The sequence below is a fragment of the Acididesulfobacillus acetoxydans genome (genome assembly GCF_902729405.1).
Classification (GTDB): Bacteria; Bacillota; Desulfitobacteriia; order Desulfitobacteriales; family Desulfitobacteriaceae; genus Acididesulfobacillus; species Acididesulfobacillus acetoxydans.
This window is the reverse complement of record NZ_LR746496.1, coordinates 3,032,191-3,048,344: the sequence shown is the minus strand read 5'-3', so window position 1 is coordinate 3,048,344 and position 16,154 is coordinate 3,032,191. Positions and strand designations below refer to the sequence as shown.

General features: G+C 56.5%; 13 protein-coding genes and 2 pseudogenes. 14 read left to right on the top strand and 1 reads right to left on the bottom strand.

Annotation, left to right across the window (positions count from 1 at the left end; translation table 11 throughout):
* The first annotated feature begins 41 nt into the window (after positions 1–41).
* From MNU25_RS13560 to MNU25_RS13500, 13 genes and pseudogenes are all read left to right on the top strand, one after another.
* Complete coding sequence (locus MNU25_RS13560) at positions 42–851, top strand: hypothetical protein (protein ID WP_240985556.1); 810 nt, start codon at positions 42–44, stop codon at positions 849–851.
* Between the two features lie 328 nt (positions 852–1,179).
* Positions 1,180–1,545: a response regulator gene (locus MNU25_RS13555; RefSeq protein ID WP_240985555.1), complete on the top strand. Its 366-nt coding sequence runs from the start codon at positions 1,180–1,182 to the stop codon at positions 1,543–1,545.
* Between the two features lie 136 nt (positions 1,546–1,681).
* Complete coding sequence (gene accB, locus MNU25_RS13550) at positions 1,682–3,568, top strand: acetyl-CoA carboxylase biotin carboxyl carrier protein (protein WP_240985554.1); 1,887 nt, start codon at positions 1,682–1,684, stop codon at positions 3,566–3,568.
* Positions 3,569–3,580: 12 nt separating this feature from the next.
* Positions 3,581–4,927 (top strand): acetyl-CoA carboxylase biotin carboxylase subunit, encoded by a 1,347-nt coding sequence (gene accC / locus MNU25_RS13545; protein ID WP_240985553.1) that lies wholly within the window; start codon positions 3,581–3,583, stop codon positions 4,925–4,927.
* Positions 4,928–5,225: 298 nt separating this feature from the next.
* Positions 5,226–5,621 (top strand): Asp23/Gls24 family envelope stress response protein, encoded by a 396-nt coding sequence (locus MNU25_RS13540; RefSeq protein ID WP_240986853.1) that lies wholly within the window; start codon positions 5,226–5,228, stop codon positions 5,619–5,621.
* A gap of 296 nt (positions 5,622–5,917) precedes the next feature.
* Positions 5,918–6,433, top strand: a pseudogene (amaP, locus tag MNU25_RS13535) (alkaline shock response membrane anchor protein AmaP); the annotation flags it as partial.
* Positions 6,430–6,672, top strand: a complete 243-nt coding sequence (locus tag MNU25_RS13530) for a DUF2273 domain-containing protein (protein ID WP_240985551.1) — start codon at positions 6,430–6,432, stop codon at positions 6,670–6,672. The pseudogene amaP and the gene MNU25_RS13530, both read left to right, overlap by 4 nt.
* Before the next feature lie 72 nt (positions 6,673–6,744).
* Positions 6,745–7,152, top strand: coding sequence for a transcription antitermination factor NusB (nusB, locus tag MNU25_RS13525; RefSeq protein WP_240985550.1), 408 nt, complete (start codon positions 6,745–6,747; stop codon positions 7,150–7,152).
* A gap of 2 nt (positions 7,153–7,154) precedes the next feature.
* A pseudogene (locus MNU25_RS13520) lies at positions 7,155–8,099 on the top strand (Kae1-like domain-containing protein).
* Positions 8,100–8,333: 234 nt separating this feature from the next.
* The gene (locus tag MNU25_RS13515; protein ID WP_240985549.1) at positions 8,334–9,173 is read left to right on the top strand and encodes a sulfide/dihydroorotate dehydrogenase-like FAD/NAD-binding protein; all 840 of its coding nucleotides are present in this window, start codon (positions 8,334–8,336) and stop codon (positions 9,171–9,173) included.
* 3 nt (positions 9,174–9,176) lie between these two features.
* Positions 9,177–10,580 carry an NADPH-dependent glutamate synthase gene (gltA, locus tag MNU25_RS13510; protein WP_240985548.1) on the top strand — a complete coding sequence of 468 codons (1,404 nt, stop codon included), beginning with the start codon at positions 9,177–9,179 and terminating at the stop codon, positions 10,578–10,580.
* Between the two features lie 290 nt (positions 10,581–10,870).
* Positions 10,871–11,725, top strand: coding sequence for a bifunctional 5,10-methylenetetrahydrofolate dehydrogenase/5,10-methenyltetrahydrofolate cyclohydrolase (locus MNU25_RS13505; protein ID WP_240985547.1), 855 nt, complete (start codon positions 10,871–10,873; stop codon positions 11,723–11,725).
* A complete protein-coding gene (locus MNU25_RS13500) occupies positions 11,725–12,360 on the top strand; it encodes a cyclodeaminase/cyclohydrolase family protein (protein ID WP_240985546.1) in 636 nt (211 codons plus the stop codon). The genes MNU25_RS13505 and MNU25_RS13500 overlap by 1 nt, the downstream gene beginning before the upstream one ends.
* 580 nt (positions 12,361–12,940) lie before the next feature.
* Here MNU25_RS13500 and MNU25_RS13495 read toward each other — a convergent pair.
* Entirely contained in the window at positions 12,941–15,175 is a 2,235-nt protein-coding gene (locus tag MNU25_RS13495; RefSeq protein WP_240985545.1) for an N-acetylmuramoyl-L-alanine amidase, read from the bottom strand.
* A 169-nt stretch (positions 15,176–15,344) separates the two neighbouring features.
* On the opposite strand from MNU25_RS13495, the gene MNU25_RS13490 reads away from it, so the two are divergent.
* On the top strand, positions 15,345–15,809 hold the full coding sequence (locus tag MNU25_RS13490; protein WP_240985544.1) for a hypothetical protein: 465 nt from the start codon (positions 15,345–15,347) through the stop codon (positions 15,807–15,809).
* Positions 15,810–16,154: the final 345 nt, after the last annotated feature.

The following is a 16,154-nucleotide window of genomic DNA, read 5'->3' as shown; positions in this document are numbered from 1 at the left end:
GGGACAAATGAGGACAAGTTGTTACAAAGGAGGAAGAATTTATGTTTGAGAAACCTGAGCGACGCTTGAGCCTGCAAGAATTGGGTTTGAAAAATAAGGACAGTTACGGTCGCAAGGAGAAGCGGGAGTTCGGGAGGGCGGGAACGAACCGTAAGAGACTGGGCCGTGAGGAGGCGAACCGGGAGGGAATGAGTCGTGGGGGAAAAAATCATGAGGGAATGAACCGGGCAGGAATGAACACGAACCGGGAAGGGAAGGCGAAGAGTGGGGGGAGCGGTTGGTTTGAGTCTTTCTTACACAACGACAATCTTCTCAAACTCATGGTGGCCGGGATAGTGGTTTCCGTCGGGCTGATCTTTTGGGGTAAAGGGGGCGGGCCGGACACGCCGGTTTTCAAACCTGTGGCTCAAACGCTGCCCGCCGCTAAGGATAATAACGCCGGCGGCACTCAGATCGGCGCCCTGGAGCAGGCTTTGGAAAACAGGCTGGCCGATAACCTGAGCCAAATCAGCGGGGTGGGGCAAGTTAAAGTGATGGTGACACTGGGGACGGGACTAAAAAGCGATTACGGCCAAAACGCCAGCGTGACAAAAAGCACGACAGAAGAGACGGATAAGACCGGCGGCACCCGCAAGTCCACGCAAACGACGGAAACGGATAACCTGGTTCTCCCCAACGGCTCAACTCAACCTGTCATAATTATGCAGGAGAGCCCGAATATCGAAGGCGTGCTGGTGGTGGCGGAAGGAGCCAAAGATCCCGCCGTCCAGGAAGAAATACACACTACGGTCTGTACGCTTCTGCATATCCCGGCTGCCAAAGTGGTCGTCGAAGCTATGGGTGGTTTCTGATCCAAAGTGGTCGTCGAAGCTATGGGTGGTTTCTGATCCAAAGCGGTTGTCGAAGCCATGGGTGGTTTCTGGTCCAAAGTGGTCGTCGAAGCCATGGGCGGTTTCTGATCCAAAGTGGTCGTCGAAGCCACGGGTGGTTTCTGATCCAAAGCGGTTGTCGAAGCCACGGGTGGTTTCTGATCCAAAATAGCGGTCGAAGCTATGGACTGTTTCTGATTTTAAGAATTTGCGGGCAGCGGCAGGAAATCGTAACTAAAGCACGAATCAATCAAAGGAGTACACCCCGCAGGACGGAATCAGGCCCGGTCGGAGGAGAGAGATACCCGAGATGAACAGAGTTCTGGTGGCGGACGATGCTAGCTTTATGAGGCTGATGATCCGGCAGATTCTCGTCCGCCGGGGCGGCTTTGAGATCGTGGAAGCGGGAAACGGGCTGACAGCCATTGAACTGTACAAGAAGGCAAGGCCGGACTTGGTCATCCTGGATATCACCATGCCGGAAGCGGACGGCTTTCAGGTCCTCAGTGAAATCTTGACTTTCGATGCTTCGGCATGCGTGATCATGTGCAGTGCCCTGGCTCAGGGGGTGATCCTGAAGGAAGCGATGCGCCGGGGCGCCTCGGATTTCATCGTTAAGCCTTTTTGTCCCGACGATTTGCTGCAAGTTGTTTGCAAATATCTGACCTGCCCTTGACAAATACTGTATACTTAAGGCGCTTGTGTTGCAAAGCTGAGCTGCGACCCCATATAATAGACCATGGATCCTGCGATAGGTGAAAATCTTCACCTATTTTTCTGATAGGAGAAAGGGTCTGAGAGGAGTTGCAGCGGTGAAAGCGGTAGGAATTACGGATACAACTTTGCGCGATGCGCACCAGAGCCTGTGGGCGACCAGGATGCGGACGGAAGACATGCTCCCGGTTTTGGGCGATTTGGATGAAGCGGGCTTTCACTCGCTGGAAGTCTGGGGCGGAGCGACTTTCGATGTCTGTCTGCGTTTTTTGGGGGAGGATCCCTGGGAACGGCTGCGGCTGATCAAGCGTTATGTGCGTAAGACCCCGTTGCAGATGCTCCTGCGGGGTCAATCTTTAGTGGGGTATCAGCATTATCCCGACGATATTGTGCGGGAATTCGTTACTCTCAGTGTCAAGAACGGGATTGACATTATTCGTATCTTTGACGCGCTCAATGATGTGCGCAATATGGACGTACCGATCGAGGCGGCCAAAGAGGCCGGGGCCCACGTGCAAGCCGCCATCGCCTATACCGTGAGCCCGGTGCACACGGTATCCCATTACCTTGAGACGGCAAGAGCCTTGGTGGCGCAGGGTGCGGATTCTTTGTGCATCAAAGACATGGCGGGACTTCTGACCCCGTATAAGGCCTATGAATTGGTGAGTTTGCTCAAGCGAGAACTCGGAGTGATGGTTCAGCTGCACAGCCATTATATCGGCGGCATGGCCGTGGGAGCCTACTTGAAAGCGGCGGAGGCGGGGGTCGATGTGATCGATACGGCCAGCGTACCCCTGGCCTTCGGAGCCAGCCAGCCTCCCGTGGAGACGGTGGTCAGGGCTTTGCAGGACTCCGAGTACGCGACAGGGCTGGATTTGGCCTATCTGTTCAAGATTGCGGAGTACTTTGAACAGCTGCGCAAAAAGCGCGGTTTCGACCGGGGGCTCACCCGTATCAGCGACATGCGGGTTTTTGAGCACCAGGTCCCGGGCGGAATGATCTCCAACCTCATTTCGCAGTTAGAGGAACAAAAGGCAATGGAGCGCATCCATGAGGTTTTGACGGAAATTCCGCGGGTGCGGGAGGAGTTAGGCTATCCCCCCCTTGTCACTCCGACCAGCCAAATCGTAGGTACACAGGCCGTATTAAACGTTTTGAGCGGGGAAAGATATAAGTTAGTGCCCGGTGAGGTCAAAGCCTATGTGCGCGGGCTTTACGGCCGTCCCCCGGCTCCGGTGGCCCGGGAAATTCAAAAGAAAATCATCGGTGACGAGAGCCCGATGACGGCACGACCGGCCGACAGTCTGGCGCCGGGACTGGAGAAGGCCAGGCGCGATCTGGGGGGGTTGGCCGGGTCACCCGAAGATGTCTTGAGCTACGCGCTCTTTCCCCAAGTGGCGCGCAAGTTCTTTGGAGAGCGATCCCAAAGGGGCAAAGCGGGGCTTCCTGAGACTCGGGTGCAAGGCGCGGCCGCGAAGGAGGATGCAAAGTTGAATTTGGTCGAGATTAAAGAACTTATTCGTATACTGGACGAGACGGCGATTACAGAGTTGAACCTGGAAAGTGAAGGAGTCAGAATTTCCATTAAAAAAGGGGGCGCAGGCGCGGCGTCGGCTTCGGCTCCGCTCAGCCCGGCGGTATCGCAGGGATCGGGCCCGGCCGCGGAGATGGGGTCCGCGGGTGAACCGATGCCGGTCCTGGCCTCGGCGGCGGGTAAGTATGCGCAGGCGCAGGCCCGGCCGGAGAACTATACTTATGTGAAAGCACCTATGGTGGGCACCTTTTACAGGGCCCCGGCTCCGGATGCACCCAGTTTTGTCGAGGTGGGCCAGAGGGTAAAAGCCGGGCAAGCCGTCTGTATTATTGAGGCTATGAAGTTGATGAACGAGATTGAGGCGGAGGTCGAGGGCAAAATCGTGCAAGTCCTGGCGGAGAACGGTCAGCCTGTCGAATTCGGTCAAGAGTTGTTTGCAATTGAAGAGTAAGGGGAGCGGGATGTGTTCAAGAGAATCCTTATCGCTAACCGCGGCGAAATAGCCCTGAGAATTATCCGGGCCTGCCGCGAGCTGGACATTGAGACGGTGGCTGTTTTTTCCGAGGCCGATCGGGAGTCCCTGCATGTCAAAGCGGCCGACGAGGCGGTCTGTATCGGTCCCGCCGCCGCAGGCAAAAGCTATCTCCACATTCCCAACATTATTAGTGCGGCGGAGTTGACCGGGGTCGATGCCATCCATCCCGGCTACGGTTTTTTGGCCGAGAATGCCCGCTTCGCGGAGATCTGCGAGTCTTGCGGGATTACTTTCATAGGACCGGCGGCCGCGGCGATCGAGAATATGGGTGACAAAGCCAAAGCTCGCCAAAGCATGATAGCCGCCGGAGTTCCGGTTGTTCCGGGGTCTCCGGGGCCGGTGGATGATCTGGCCCAAGCGGAGGAGATCGCCGGGAAAATCGGCTATCCGGTGCTCATCAAAGCTTCGGCCGGGGGCGGGGGCAAAGGCATGCGCGTAGCCCAAAACGCCAGAGAACTGTCAAAGTCCATACTGGCCGCGCGGGCGGAGGCTGAGGCGGCTTTTGGCAACCCGGAGATCTACCTGGAGAAGTATGTGGAGGAGCCGCGACATATCGAGTTTCAGATCTTGGCGGATAAGTTCGGGGACGTCATACATTTGGGAGAAAGGGACTGCTCTTTGCAGAGGCGCAATCAAAAATTGCTGGAAGAGTCTCCCTCCAGCGCCATAACCCCCGAGCTGCGCTTAGGCATGGGTCGGGTGGCGGTGGAAGCGGCTAAGGCCGCCAACTATGCCAATGCCGGCACGATCGAGTTTTTGCTGGACAAACACAAGAACTTTTACTTTATCGAGATGAATACTCGCATTCAAGTGGAACATCCGGTGACCGAGTTCGTCACCGGCCTGGACCTGGTCAAAGAGCAGATTCGCCTGGCGGCGGGAGAGCCGCTGGGGCTCTGTCAGGAAGACGTGCAGATGCGGGGCTGGGCGATGGAATGCCGGATCAATGCCGAAGATCCTGAGAAAAACTTTATGCCTTGTCCCGGGACGATAGAACTTTACCATGCTCCGGGAGGGCCGGGGGTCCGGGTCGACAGTGCGGCCTATCAGGGGTACAGCATACCGCCATATTATGATTCTATGATCGGAAAGCTGATTGTCTGGGGCTCCGACCGGGACGAGGCTGTACAGCGAATGAAAAGGGCGCTGGAAGAGTTTGTGATCGAAGGAGTAGCGACGACGATTCCTTTTCACCTCAAAGTCTTGGACAACGCTTTCTTCCGCAGGGGGGAAGTATATACAAACTTCATCCAGCGCCGGATTCTTGGTGAGTGAGTGAACCGGGTCAACCCGGAAACCGTCAGGGCTTCCGAGGCCTCATGTGGCGGAATCTCCGGGCGAGTTCTCTAATTTGTTTTCATGGCTGTAAGCGGGGTTTTTTGCTCGTGGGCGGACATTGTCGGAGAAAGCCTTACTTCGTGATGGACGGTGCGGGCGGTAAAAAGAACTTGCGCTGAGGAAGGGGGACAGGCCTAAGGCGGCCCTTTGCCAGCGAAATGGAAATCTGCTATAATGACAGGGAATCTGAAGAGTGTTGAAGAGTGTGGCTGAATACGGTTGGAGAGGTGACGACATGGAGAAACCCGAGATGGCGAACTCCCTTGGTGCCATTCGAATTGCCGATGAGGTTGTGGAAATCATTGCCGGAATGGCCGCTTCGGAAGTTGAGGGAGTGGCCGGAATGAGCGGAGGCTTAGTGGGCGACCTGGCGCATATGCTGGCCCGCAACAAGAATTTGGCCAAAGGGGTCAAAGTGGAGGTCGGCCAGGAAGAGGCGGCGGTTGACCTTTACATCATCGTTGAATATGGGGTGAGAATCCCGGATGTGGCGGTGCGCGTCCAGGAAGCCGTGAAGGATGCCATTGAGAGCATGACCGGCTTGACGGTCGTTGAGACGAATGTGCACATCCAGGGTGTCAATTTCCATGCCGCGCCGGAGGTAAAGGAAGAAGAGATACGGGTCAAGTGATTCCGATTCCGCTCGGCAGCGCAAAAGGGAAGCCGCTGATCCCAAAAGGATACTTCGCGGCGAAGGCGTCCTTGTCCGCTGGATAAGGACGGCCAAAGGCTGAGTCTAATCCCAGCGAAGCAGAGTCCAGGGAACGACCCCACTTGTCGAGGCGGTAGTCTCACGATTGGATAAATTCCCGGTTCGACCCAACCGAACATAAGGCAAGCGAACGGTGAGCGCCGGGGAAGGGAACTCCCGGAAAAAGAAGATCGGCCCCCTTGGCAAGCCAGGGGGGCTTCTGAAGGAGGTGGCGGAGATTGGCGGCCCTGGCTTTGGGACTGATCGTCATCCTGGCCGGTCTGGTAGTTTTGGCCGTAGGCAGCGGGTGGTTTCTGCCCTATTTTTGGATGGGTCAGCTGATTGGGTATATGAGAGAAAATGCCTGGGAGAGTATGGCCGCGGGGGTACTCCTGGTCTTGGTGGGTTTGCTTTTTTTCCTGCGGCCGCGTGAAAGCTCCCCGTCTTTTGCGTTGCCTTCCCGTCTGGGTGAAGTGCGGATTACGGAAGAGGCCTTGCGGGAGATCATTGCCCGCGCCGCGCAGGGCATTTCCGGAGTTCAACAGGTAGAATCCGCTCTCAGGCAGCGGCCGGAGGGATTGGAAGTCAGGGTGTCCGGACAGCTGCAGCCGGGTGTCGCCGTGGCTCAGGTTTCCGAGGAGTTGCAGAATGCGGTCAGAAGCGATGTGGAACAGTATACCGGGATTAAGGTAACCGAGGTGAAAGTGCTGGTGAGGGGTATGTTTTCCGCCCGCCCGGCACGGGTGCGATGAGTTTCAAGGAGCAGTTCGCGCAGGCTGTGGCCCGCTTTTTTTCCTGGTCCTGGAACGAACACCCGGGAAAGCTGGTCGGAACCTCCGGCGGCTTTGTTTTCGGACTCTTATTGGTTATTTTGGGTTTTTGGCGGGCCGTGGTCCTATTCCTATTCATTGCGGCGGGTTTTTTACTGGGAAAACGTTATGACGAACACAGGGATCTGAGCGCTTGGTTGAACCGGTTTTTTCAAAAATAATCTTCGAAGGGCCGCGGCCCGGCGAAAGGAGGACGGCGATTTCCTCTCGGAACGAAGGGTCGCCGACAGAATATGAGTCGCAGACGAGGGCGCGAGACGGCGCTTCAAGTATTGTTCCAACTTGACATGACTGGGGAGGGGGCGGATCCCGGGCCGGTGCTTGAGCGCTGGGGGGAAGAATTCACTGTGCCGGCGGAGGCGCTTTCTTTCGCTCGGGAACTGGTTCAGGGAACTTTGGCGCACCGGACGGAGATCGACGAAAAACTGGCGCGGATTGCGGCGGGTTGGCATCTGGAGCGTATGGCCAACGTCGACCGCAATGTTTTACGCCTGGCGGCTTTTGAGATCCTGTTCCGCCCCGATATTCCGCGGCCGGTGAGCCTCAACGAGGGGATTGAACTGGCCAAACTCTTTGGCGGGGACGATTCCGCCAAATTTGTCAACGGTGTTTTGGACAAGTTGGTCGAAGATCGGAAGTAAAAATGTATTACTTAGGCATAGACACATCGGCTTACACGACCTCTTTAGCCATCGTCGGCGCCAATAGGCTCGTTTGGGAAGAAAGGCTCGTTTTGAAGGTCCCCCAGGGGGAGACGGGTTTGGCTCAATCCGCGGCCTTTTTTCAGCATGTGCAGAATCTTCCCCTGCTCGTGCAAAAGGTTCCGTCCTCTTACTAGGCGGGATTGGCCGGTATCGGGGTGAGCAGTGCTCCCCGCCGGATCCGGGGTTCTTATATGCCGGTTTTCACCGCCGGGTTGGCCCTTGCCCGCTCCTTGGCGGCGGCCCGTCAAAACGGACTTTGGCTGACCAGCCATCAGGAAGGGCATCTGGCAGCCGGTTTGGTCTCCGCCGGGGGCCCCGAGACGGCACGTTTTTTGCTTCTGCATCTTTCCGGCGGCACGACGGAACTCATCGAAGTCCGGCGCGGGCAGGCGGGCAGGTTCGACTTGGATCTTCTGGGCGGGACTACCGATCTGCACGCCGGACAGTTTGTCGATCGGGTGGGTGTGCGCTTGGGCCTGGAATTTCCGGCCGGCAAGCGTTTGGAGGAATTGGCTGAGGGAGCTTCCCCGGGCGCGGAGTCTTTGCTTCCTTCGTCGGTACAGGGGTTAAAAGTGAGCTTTTCCGGGGTGGAAAGCGCGGCCCGGCGTTTAGCCGACCGGGGAGTGTCCCGTCCCGACGTGGCGCGCGCCGTGGAAGGATGCTTGGCCCGGACCGTGGGCAAGCTTATCCGGGCGGGCTGTGCCCAAACAGGCCTGACGGAGGTTTTGTTAGTGGGCGGAGTGGCCGCCAACAAGTTTATCCGCCGTGAGTTGAGCCGACGTCTGCCCCAGACTGTCAGGCTTTATTGGGCCGAACCGGCTTGGAGCCGGGATAACGCCATCGGAGTGGCCTTCTTGGCCGAGCAGGCGCTGTCTCCGACCTAGCCGGTTGCCTGGGTGTCTTCCTCATGGCCGGCACCGCCGGTCGGGCGCGTTTGGCATCGGTGCGTACTCGGACTGACGTGACTGGGGCGGCCAAACGTTAGGTCAGCTGCGTTCACGCTGCTCTTGTGGTCAAACGGTTCGTATTTTGCCCAATGCTCTGATTTGTGAGAAGGATTTTGTCCAACGGGTGACGAATAGTAATATGTTTGAGTTTTTTCAGGAGGAGGAGTGCACTTGTACCAGGTAGTGAAAAGAAGGCAACTGGCTCCCGCCATTGTCCTTTTCGAGGTGGAAGCCCCGAGAGTTGCCGCCAAAGTCAAACCGGGTCAGTTTGTTATCGTTCGGATGGATGAAAAGTCAGAACGCATCCCTCTGACGGTTATGGATTTTAACCGGGAGCGGGGCACCATAACCATCGTGGTTCAAGACGTGGGTTATTCTTCTTGCATGATTAACAATTTACAGGAAGGAAGTTCTTTCTTGGATTTTGTGGGTCCTTTGGGTGTTCCGTCCGATATTGAGAATTACGGTACTGTGGTCTGCATGGGAGGCGGACTGGGAATCGCCCCCATCTACCCCATAGCGCGCGCTTTGCGAGAGGCCGGCAACCATGTCATTTCCATTCTGGGCGCCCGCACTGCCGATTTGTTGATCCTGAGAGAAGAGATGGCAGCCGTGAGCGATGAAGTGGTGATCGTGACGGATGACGGCAGCTTGGGAACTAAAGGATATCACAGTACCGGGCTCGATCAGATCTTGGCCCAAGGACATAAAGTGGAGGTCATCTGGGCTATCGGACCGATGGTGATGATGAGGGCCGTGGCCAGGTATACGAAGACCTTGGGAATTAAGACGATCGTCAGCATGAATCCGATTATGGTCGACGGCACGGGGATGTGCGGGGCTTGCCGGGTCAAGGTGGGCGAGGAGACCAAGTTTGCTTGCGTGGACGGGCCGGAGTTTGACGGGCATTTGGTCGACTTTGAGCTGGCCATGCAGCGCTTGGCTTTTTATAAGGATGAAGAGAACAGAGCCAAAGCACACGGTGCCTGCGGCCAAGAAGGAGGGCATTGAGTTATGGCTTTAAAGATTCCGCGTCACGAAATGCCGTGTCAGGAGCCGGCGGTAAGGGCCCATAACTTTGACGAAGTAGCCTTGGGCTATACGGAAGAGATGGCGGTAGAAGAAGCGAAACGCTGTCTGCAGTGCAAAAAACCGACCTGCCGTTCCGGCTGTCCGGTGGAGGTTTTGATTCCGGATTTTATTAAGCAAGTGGCCGAAGGGGATTTTCTGGCCGCTGCGGTGACGCTGAAAGAGAAGAATTCCCTGCCCGCGATCTGCGGGCGCGTTTGTCCGCAGGAAACCCAGTGTGAAAGCCGGTGCATCTTGGGCAAGAAAGGCGAACCGGTGGCCATCGGCCGGCTGGAGCGCTTTGTGGCCGACTATGAAATTAAGTTCGGGGAAAGCCATGGGGAAAAACCGGCCCCGACCGGCAAAAAAGTGGCCATCATCGGCGGCGGTCCGTCGGGTCTGGCTTGTGCCGGGGATCTGGCCAAGTCCGGACATGGGGTTACTGTATTTGAAGCCCTCCATGTGGCGGGCGGCGTGCTCATGTACGGTATCCCCCAATTCCGTCTGCCCAAAGAGATCGTTCAGACGGAAATCAATAACCTGAAAGAAATGGGCGTGGAGATCCGGACCAACGAGGTCGTCGGCAAGATCACCTCGGTCGACGAACTGATGGCGAGCGGCGGCTATGACGCCGTTTTCATTGGTACCGGCGCCGGGCTGCCCTATTTTATGGGAATTCCCGGGGAAAACCTGCTCGGGGTTTACTCCGCCAACGAATTTCTCACCCGAACCAACCTGATGAAAGGGTATAAATTCCCCGAATATGCCACGCCCATCAAGGTGGGCAAGAAAGTGGCGGTTCTGGGAGCCGGGAACGTCGCGATGGACGGCGCGCGCACAGCCCTGCGCCTGGGCGCGGAAGAGGTGTCCATCGTTTACCGCCGCTCCCGGGAGGAGATGCCGGCCCGGGCGGAAGAAGCGCATCATGCGGAAGAAGAGGGGATCAATTTCCGCCTCCTGACTAACCCGGTGGCTTTGCACGGCGATGAAAAGGGCTGGGTGAAGAGCATGACTTGCCTGCGCTACGAATTGGGTGAACCGGATGCTTCCGGAAGACGCTCTCCCGTGCCCATCCCCGGTTCGGAATTTGAACTGGAAGTGGACACGGTAGTGGTAGCCATCGGTCAGGGGCCGAATCCTTTGGTGACCAAGTCCACGCCCGGCTTGGAATTGAACAGGCGCGGCAATATTGTGGCAGATCCGGAAACCCTCGCCACCTCGAAGGCGGGAGTCTTTGCCGGCGGAGATATCGTCACCGGTGCGGCGACGGTCATTTTGGCCATGGGCGCCGGCAAAAAGGCAGCGGCCTCAATTAATGCCTATCTGAACGGGGAGAACCGGTCTCACTGAAGGGATCCGGGGGCCCGCTTTTCCGTCGCGGACGTCGGGCCGGGGGCTGCGAGCGGGGGCACGGAGCGCGAGGCGCCGGACCTGAAACCCGAGATCTGAGAGTATGTTTGGTGAACGGGCTCATTCTCTGTCGGCGCCGCCTGTGCGGGATGGGGGTCCTCCGGGCGGCACGCGGCAGAGGAGTGTGAATGCGGCCGGAGCCGCTCCGAAACGTGCGCACCTGCCGCGAGTGTTTCGGAAGGTGCGAATACTCCGGGGTTGGTCCGGAAAGATAGAAAGGGGAGTGCGGCATGGCACAGTTGCTGGATGGCAAAGCGGTTGCCAAAACGCTCAAAGAAGAAATTCGTCAGGAAATCGCCCAGTGGCGGGAAAAAGGGGTCCAACCGAAGCTCGCGGTGATTCTGGTGGGGGATGACCCGGCCTCCGTGGTCTATGCCAAGTCCAAACAGAAAGTCAGCGAGAGCTTGGGGATGGCTTTCGAACTTTTCACCTTGCCGGCGGATACGGCGGAGACGGAAGTTCTCACTCTGATCGAGCGTCTGAACGGGGACACGCAGACGCACGGCATCATGATCGAGCTGCCGCTGCCCAAACATATTGCCAAAGAGAGAATCATGGCGGCGGTGCTGCCGGAAAAGGATGTGGACGGGGTTCATCCCGTGAACAGGGGCTATATTCTCAGCGGGCAAAAAGGGCTGTTCCCGGCCACGCCCCAGAGTTGTATCGAGATCCTCCTGCGTTCGGGTGTGGAAATAGCCGGCAAGCACGTGGTCATCGTCGGCCGGGGAGAAACCGTAGGCAAGCCTTTGGTCTTTCTCATCCTTAAACACAATGCCACGGTGACGATTTGCCATTCCAAGACTCCGGATCTGAGTTACCACACCCGCCAGGCGGACATTTTAATTGCGGCGGTGGGCAGGGCTAAGCTCATTAAGAAGGATATGGTGAAGCCCGGAGCGGTTGTGGTCGATGCCGGGATCAATGAGATTCCGGGCGGAATCTGCGGAGATGTGGATTTCGAAGCGGTTAAGGATGTGGCAGGGCTGATTTCCCCGGTTCCCGGCGGGGTAGGCTCTCTGACCACGGCCCTGATCATGCGCAATGTCTTGCAGGGTATTGCTTTGCAGAGGGGGAATCAGAAGTAATGGCCGGAAAAGAACTGTGGCAGTGGACCACGGAAAAGCTCCTGACCGAGGCGGCGAGTTCCGCGCCTACGCCAGGGGGCGGAAGTGTCTCCGCTTTTGTCGGGGCCCTGGCGGCCTCGATGGTCTCAATGGTTGCCAATCTGACCCTCGGTAAAGAGAAGTACAAGGAAGTTGAACCTCAGGTCCAAGGGATTTTGGCAGAGGCCGAGGCGGCTCTCAGCGGCTTGAAAAACGGTTTAAGCCAGGATATTGACGAATTCTCCAATTTCATGGCCGTCCTCAAGCTGCCTAAGAACAGCGAGGAAGAAAAAGCAGCCCGGGCGCAAAAAATGCAGGGGGCTCTGGTTTCCGCAACCGACACGCCCTTGGGTATTGCCGAAAACTGTTTCCAAGTCTTAAAACTCGCTCAGGCCTTGGCTCCCATCGGCAACAAAGGGGCGATCAGCGACGTCGGGGTGGCGGCCTATCTGGCGGAGAGCGCCCTGAAGGCCGCCATGTTCAGTGTCGACATCAATTTACCCCAGATTAAAGACGGGGACTACCAGGCCAAAGTTAAGGCGGAGCGCGCCCGTCTGTTCGGGGAGGCCGCTAAGATCTGCGCCGCCACCGTGGCGGTTGTGGAAAGCAGACTTTAGGTGTCACGATTGGGGTTGCGCGCCTGAGCCGGCACCCTGCTGCGGTCTGGCCGGACCCCTGACGTGTTTTGCCGGCTAAAGTTGAGGTACGACTGCCGCAATCGAGGGTGTGGTAACCCATTGTGATAGGATTTCCTGTACGTAACCTGTTTGTGATCTTGTTTCTCTGTTGGTAACCCGTTTCGCTTTCTCCCGCTGTTGCGATAGGAGAAGGGGGACGGGCTGTTTTTTAGGGAGCGTTTTCTGGGGTGGTCTGGTCAGGCGCATTTGACGTTGGTTCGCACCGCGCGGCAAAAATGATTGACGCCTTTGGGAAAACCGGGTACAAAGCAATTAGGCAGAGGGGAAGCCACGTTAGGCTTTAACACCCAATCAAAAGTGCTGTTACGGTTCCTTTGCACAAAAACTTGGACCGGGGTTAACACTTGAAATTCTGCAAGATGCTGGATTAACACAGGAAGAGTTCAAGAAACTCCGGTAACTCTCTGCAGAGCAAAAAAGCGTGTTTACCGCGCCTTTTTGCGTTTCCCGGAATTCCCCAGCATAACCACGATAACACGATAATCTGAGACGCACTGCCTCAGTCTGAGGGTAGGGGATTCTTAAAATAATTATAGATGCCATGGAAAATGCCGGCGGCGACATTTTGGCGAAAGATGGGGTTTTGCAGCCTTGCTTCTTCATAGGGATTGGAAATGAAGGCCACCTCAAGTAAAACGGCGGGCATGGTCGTATGTTTGATGACGTAAAAGGCTTCGTCATTGATTCCCCGGTCCTTGGTGTGAATCGTATTGACCACGGCCGTCTGGATGCAATGGGCCAGTTGCAGGCTTTCATTTTGCTTGGGATTGTCAGAGGAAAAATAGGTTGCCGTGCCCTGGACATCCGGGTTGGTGAAAGAATTATTGTGGATGCTGATAAACAGGTCGGCGTGACTCTGGTTCGCTATATCCACGCGGGCCTGGAGATCGGCCATGACGGAATATGGCGTTGCCGGTGACACGTCGCTGTCGCGGGTCAAAACGACCTTGGCCCCCGCTTTCTTTAAGATAGTGTTCAAGGCCAGGGCTATAGCCAGGGTATTGTCTTTTTCATAAGTATGGTTCGGTCCGACTGCTCCGGCGTCCGGTCCCCCGTGTCCGGGGTCCACGACGATGGTTTTGCCTGACAGGGCCTGAGCCGGAATGCCCTGAAAAGGATCAACCGGAATTTCTTTGGAGGGGTCATAGGGGGTGACGACAGGCGGAGTAACGACAGGTGGGGTAACGACAGGCGAGGTAACGACAGGTGGGGTGACGGGCGCGCCGGGATCAGCCGGGGGAGTGCCGCCGGCTGCGGGAGGGGACGGTGGTGTGATCTGCGGGGGGGAGGCTTGGAGATTTTCGGGATAGGCGGAAGAAGCTTTCCCTTCGATAATGTTTTGCGCGTGAAGGCTGATGGCGCCGGGTCCCCCCAGAATATAGACGGTGCCGTTCGGAGACAAATCAATACCTGGGGCCGAGTTGATTTTGTTTGCTGTGCCGGAGGCGGAAGGCTCAGTGCCCGGTTGAGCCGGGGTGGAGTCAGAGGAGCTTGAACCGGCGAGGGTTACATAACTCGAGAAGATCCAGCCTGTGCTGCCTTGATACGCTGTTTCGTACCATTGGCCCTGCCGGGCGGAGAGACCGACGACGGTGCCTTGGGGAATGACTCCCAGAATTTTGCCGGTCGTCGACGGGGCATTGCGCAGGTTCAGGCCCGCCGCCGCGTTGATCGTCCCTTGCAGGGCCGCGTTGCCGCCTGAATCCGGGTTTGAGGTGTTTCCGGAGGGGTTATGCGGGGTCTGCCCGGAGGTGTCCCCGGAAGTATTCCCCGAAGCATTTCCGGAGGTATTCGCGGAGGGATTTCCCGAAGAGTCTGCCGCGGAGGCGGGGGGCGCGACTTTCATATGGGCCCGCAGGAGGCGATAGACCGCCGGAGGAATGTCGTTGCTTTCTGTCAGCAAGAGGGGAGCTTTCAGTTTTGCGGCCAGAACGGTGCCGGCTATGGCGTCCGGGAAGGTGAGGCCTGAAGCCAAGAATAGATCATTGGACTGAACGGCGCTTTGCATATACGTAACGACTTGGGCATTGGTGTCATAACGGTCCTGACCGCCCAAACGGGTTTCCACCCTGAAATTGTATTTGGCTAACTCCGCTGAGGGAATAGCCCCCTCACCGCCGATCACCAGCAAATGTTGAGGGTGGACCTGGGCATAATACTTCACGACCGAGGCCGGAAAGGTCTTGGAGGTCAGAACAATGGGAATTTGCTTGATTCCGGCGAAACTGGCCGCGGACAGGGCGTCGGGGAAATTATCTCCGTTGGCCAGAATAAGGGAATCACCGGGCAGACGTTGGGCGAGAAGGATGGAGGTTTCATAACGGTCAGCGCCACCGATGCGCTCCCACTTCAAAGAGAGGCGGCTGAGTTCCTGTTCGATCGTAGGCTGCAGACAACCGCTGCCTCCCAGGAGGATGACTTTTTGAGGCTTCAGTCGCTGCAGTTCCGCCACTACCCTTGGGTCCAGGGCGCTGCCCGCGGTGAGAAGAATGGGAGCATTTAAACTCACCGCATAAGGAGTGGCGGCAATGGAGTCCGCATAGTCCGATTCCTCGCACAAAATGACCGTTTGGGCCGAAGTCCAGCCTTCTTGCGCGATTTTGAGGGCCGTTCCGATTCGGTCGTGCCCGGCCAGGCGCTGAGTCGAGAAAGCCAAAGGACTGGCTTGGGCGCTCAGCGGATGCCCCCAAAACAGAGCAAATAATATGACGGCAAAGAGGATAACTTTTTTCAAACCTCTATCCCTCTCTTTCTCTCTCCTCATCCAACCGTGAGACTCCCACCTCTACAAGTGAGAGTGGGTCGCGGGGAAATTCGCGGCCGAATTGGCAAATTTTATCCTAATTTGTGTCGATTATATCACAAATCTCTAGAACTTTTGCCGGCGTAAAGAAAAAAGTCTGTTGATGATGCGGGTGCCTGTCAGACCTCTCAGCTATGTCAAACTTCGATCTTGCGAAACTTCGGGAGACGGTTTATTCAGACTGCTGCGGCGGTTCCATGATGTGGGGCGGGAAAGCGAGGGGTATAGGGAAAGCCGGGAATCTCTCCGGCCGTTAAGAGAAAGGACATCCCGCTTTCCCCGGAAGTTTGGCCTGTTTGCCGGAAGAAACAGGGCTGAGACCATAAGACATTATTATGAACGCTTTCTGAGCTTGTCCCTCAAGAGAAACATCAGCCTTTTACACTCAGACACGACTTCTGAGATTGAGAAAAAGGGCGAGGAGCATTTTGACAAAGGTGTTCTGAAGGATATGCGCGCGATCTACATTCGGGTCCGATACGGAGAGGAAGCTTGCGGGGAAGACAGGGTCCGCGAGTTTGCCGGCCTGCTGAAGCGGCTCGCTCAAGGTTCGAGAGCCAAATAGAGAAAGTATTAATATATCCAAGGTATCAATGCTGAGGTATTTTTCATGTATTGCTCATACTCTAAACCAAATTCTTGACGAAGGAAAATCTCCTCCTGCCTTATTTTACGGACATAAGCAATTATCACAATAATTATGGCAAGCAAAGCTGATAAGCTGCCTTTTCGGATTTGTCAACATCATAGGGAAACGTCAGTAGGATTGGCATCTATCGAGTGATTTGGGCTTCCAGAACGGAGGTCGAAATGTACGGGACGAAACCCTGACGCATTGAGTTGGCTAAAGTAGTGTGGTAAAATGTGGGTCAGCAGCCTCAACAACATGAAGTGTCGCTGGGGGAGGTTC

Coding starts and splice junctions, on each gene's coding strand:
- MNU25_RS13560 (WP_240985556.1), top strand. CDS start 42: ATGTTTGAGAAACCTGAGCGACGCTTGAGCCTGCAAGAATTGGGTTTG.
- MNU25_RS13555 (WP_240985555.1), top strand. CDS start 1,180: ATGAACAGAGTTCTGGTGGCGGACGATGCTAGCTTTATGAGGCTGATG.
- MNU25_RS13540 (WP_240986853.1), top strand. CDS start 5,226: ATGGAGAAACCCGAGATGGCGAACTCCCTTGGTGCCATTCGAATTGCC.
- MNU25_RS13530 (WP_240985551.1), top strand. CDS start 6,430: ATGAGTTTCAAGGAGCAGTTCGCGCAGGCTGTGGCCCGCTTTTTTTCC.
- nusB (WP_240985550.1), top strand. CDS start 6,745: ATGAGTCGCAGACGAGGGCGCGAGACGGCGCTTCAAGTATTGTTCCAA.
- gltA (WP_240985548.1), top strand. CDS start 9,177: ATGGCTTTAAAGATTCCGCGTCACGAAATGCCGTGTCAGGAGCCGGCG.
- MNU25_RS13505 (WP_240985547.1), top strand. CDS start 10,871: ATGGCACAGTTGCTGGATGGCAAAGCGGTTGCCAAAACGCTCAAAGAA.
- MNU25_RS13500 (WP_240985546.1), top strand. CDS start 11,725: ATGGCCGGAAAAGAACTGTGGCAGTGGACCACGGAAAAGCTCCTGACC.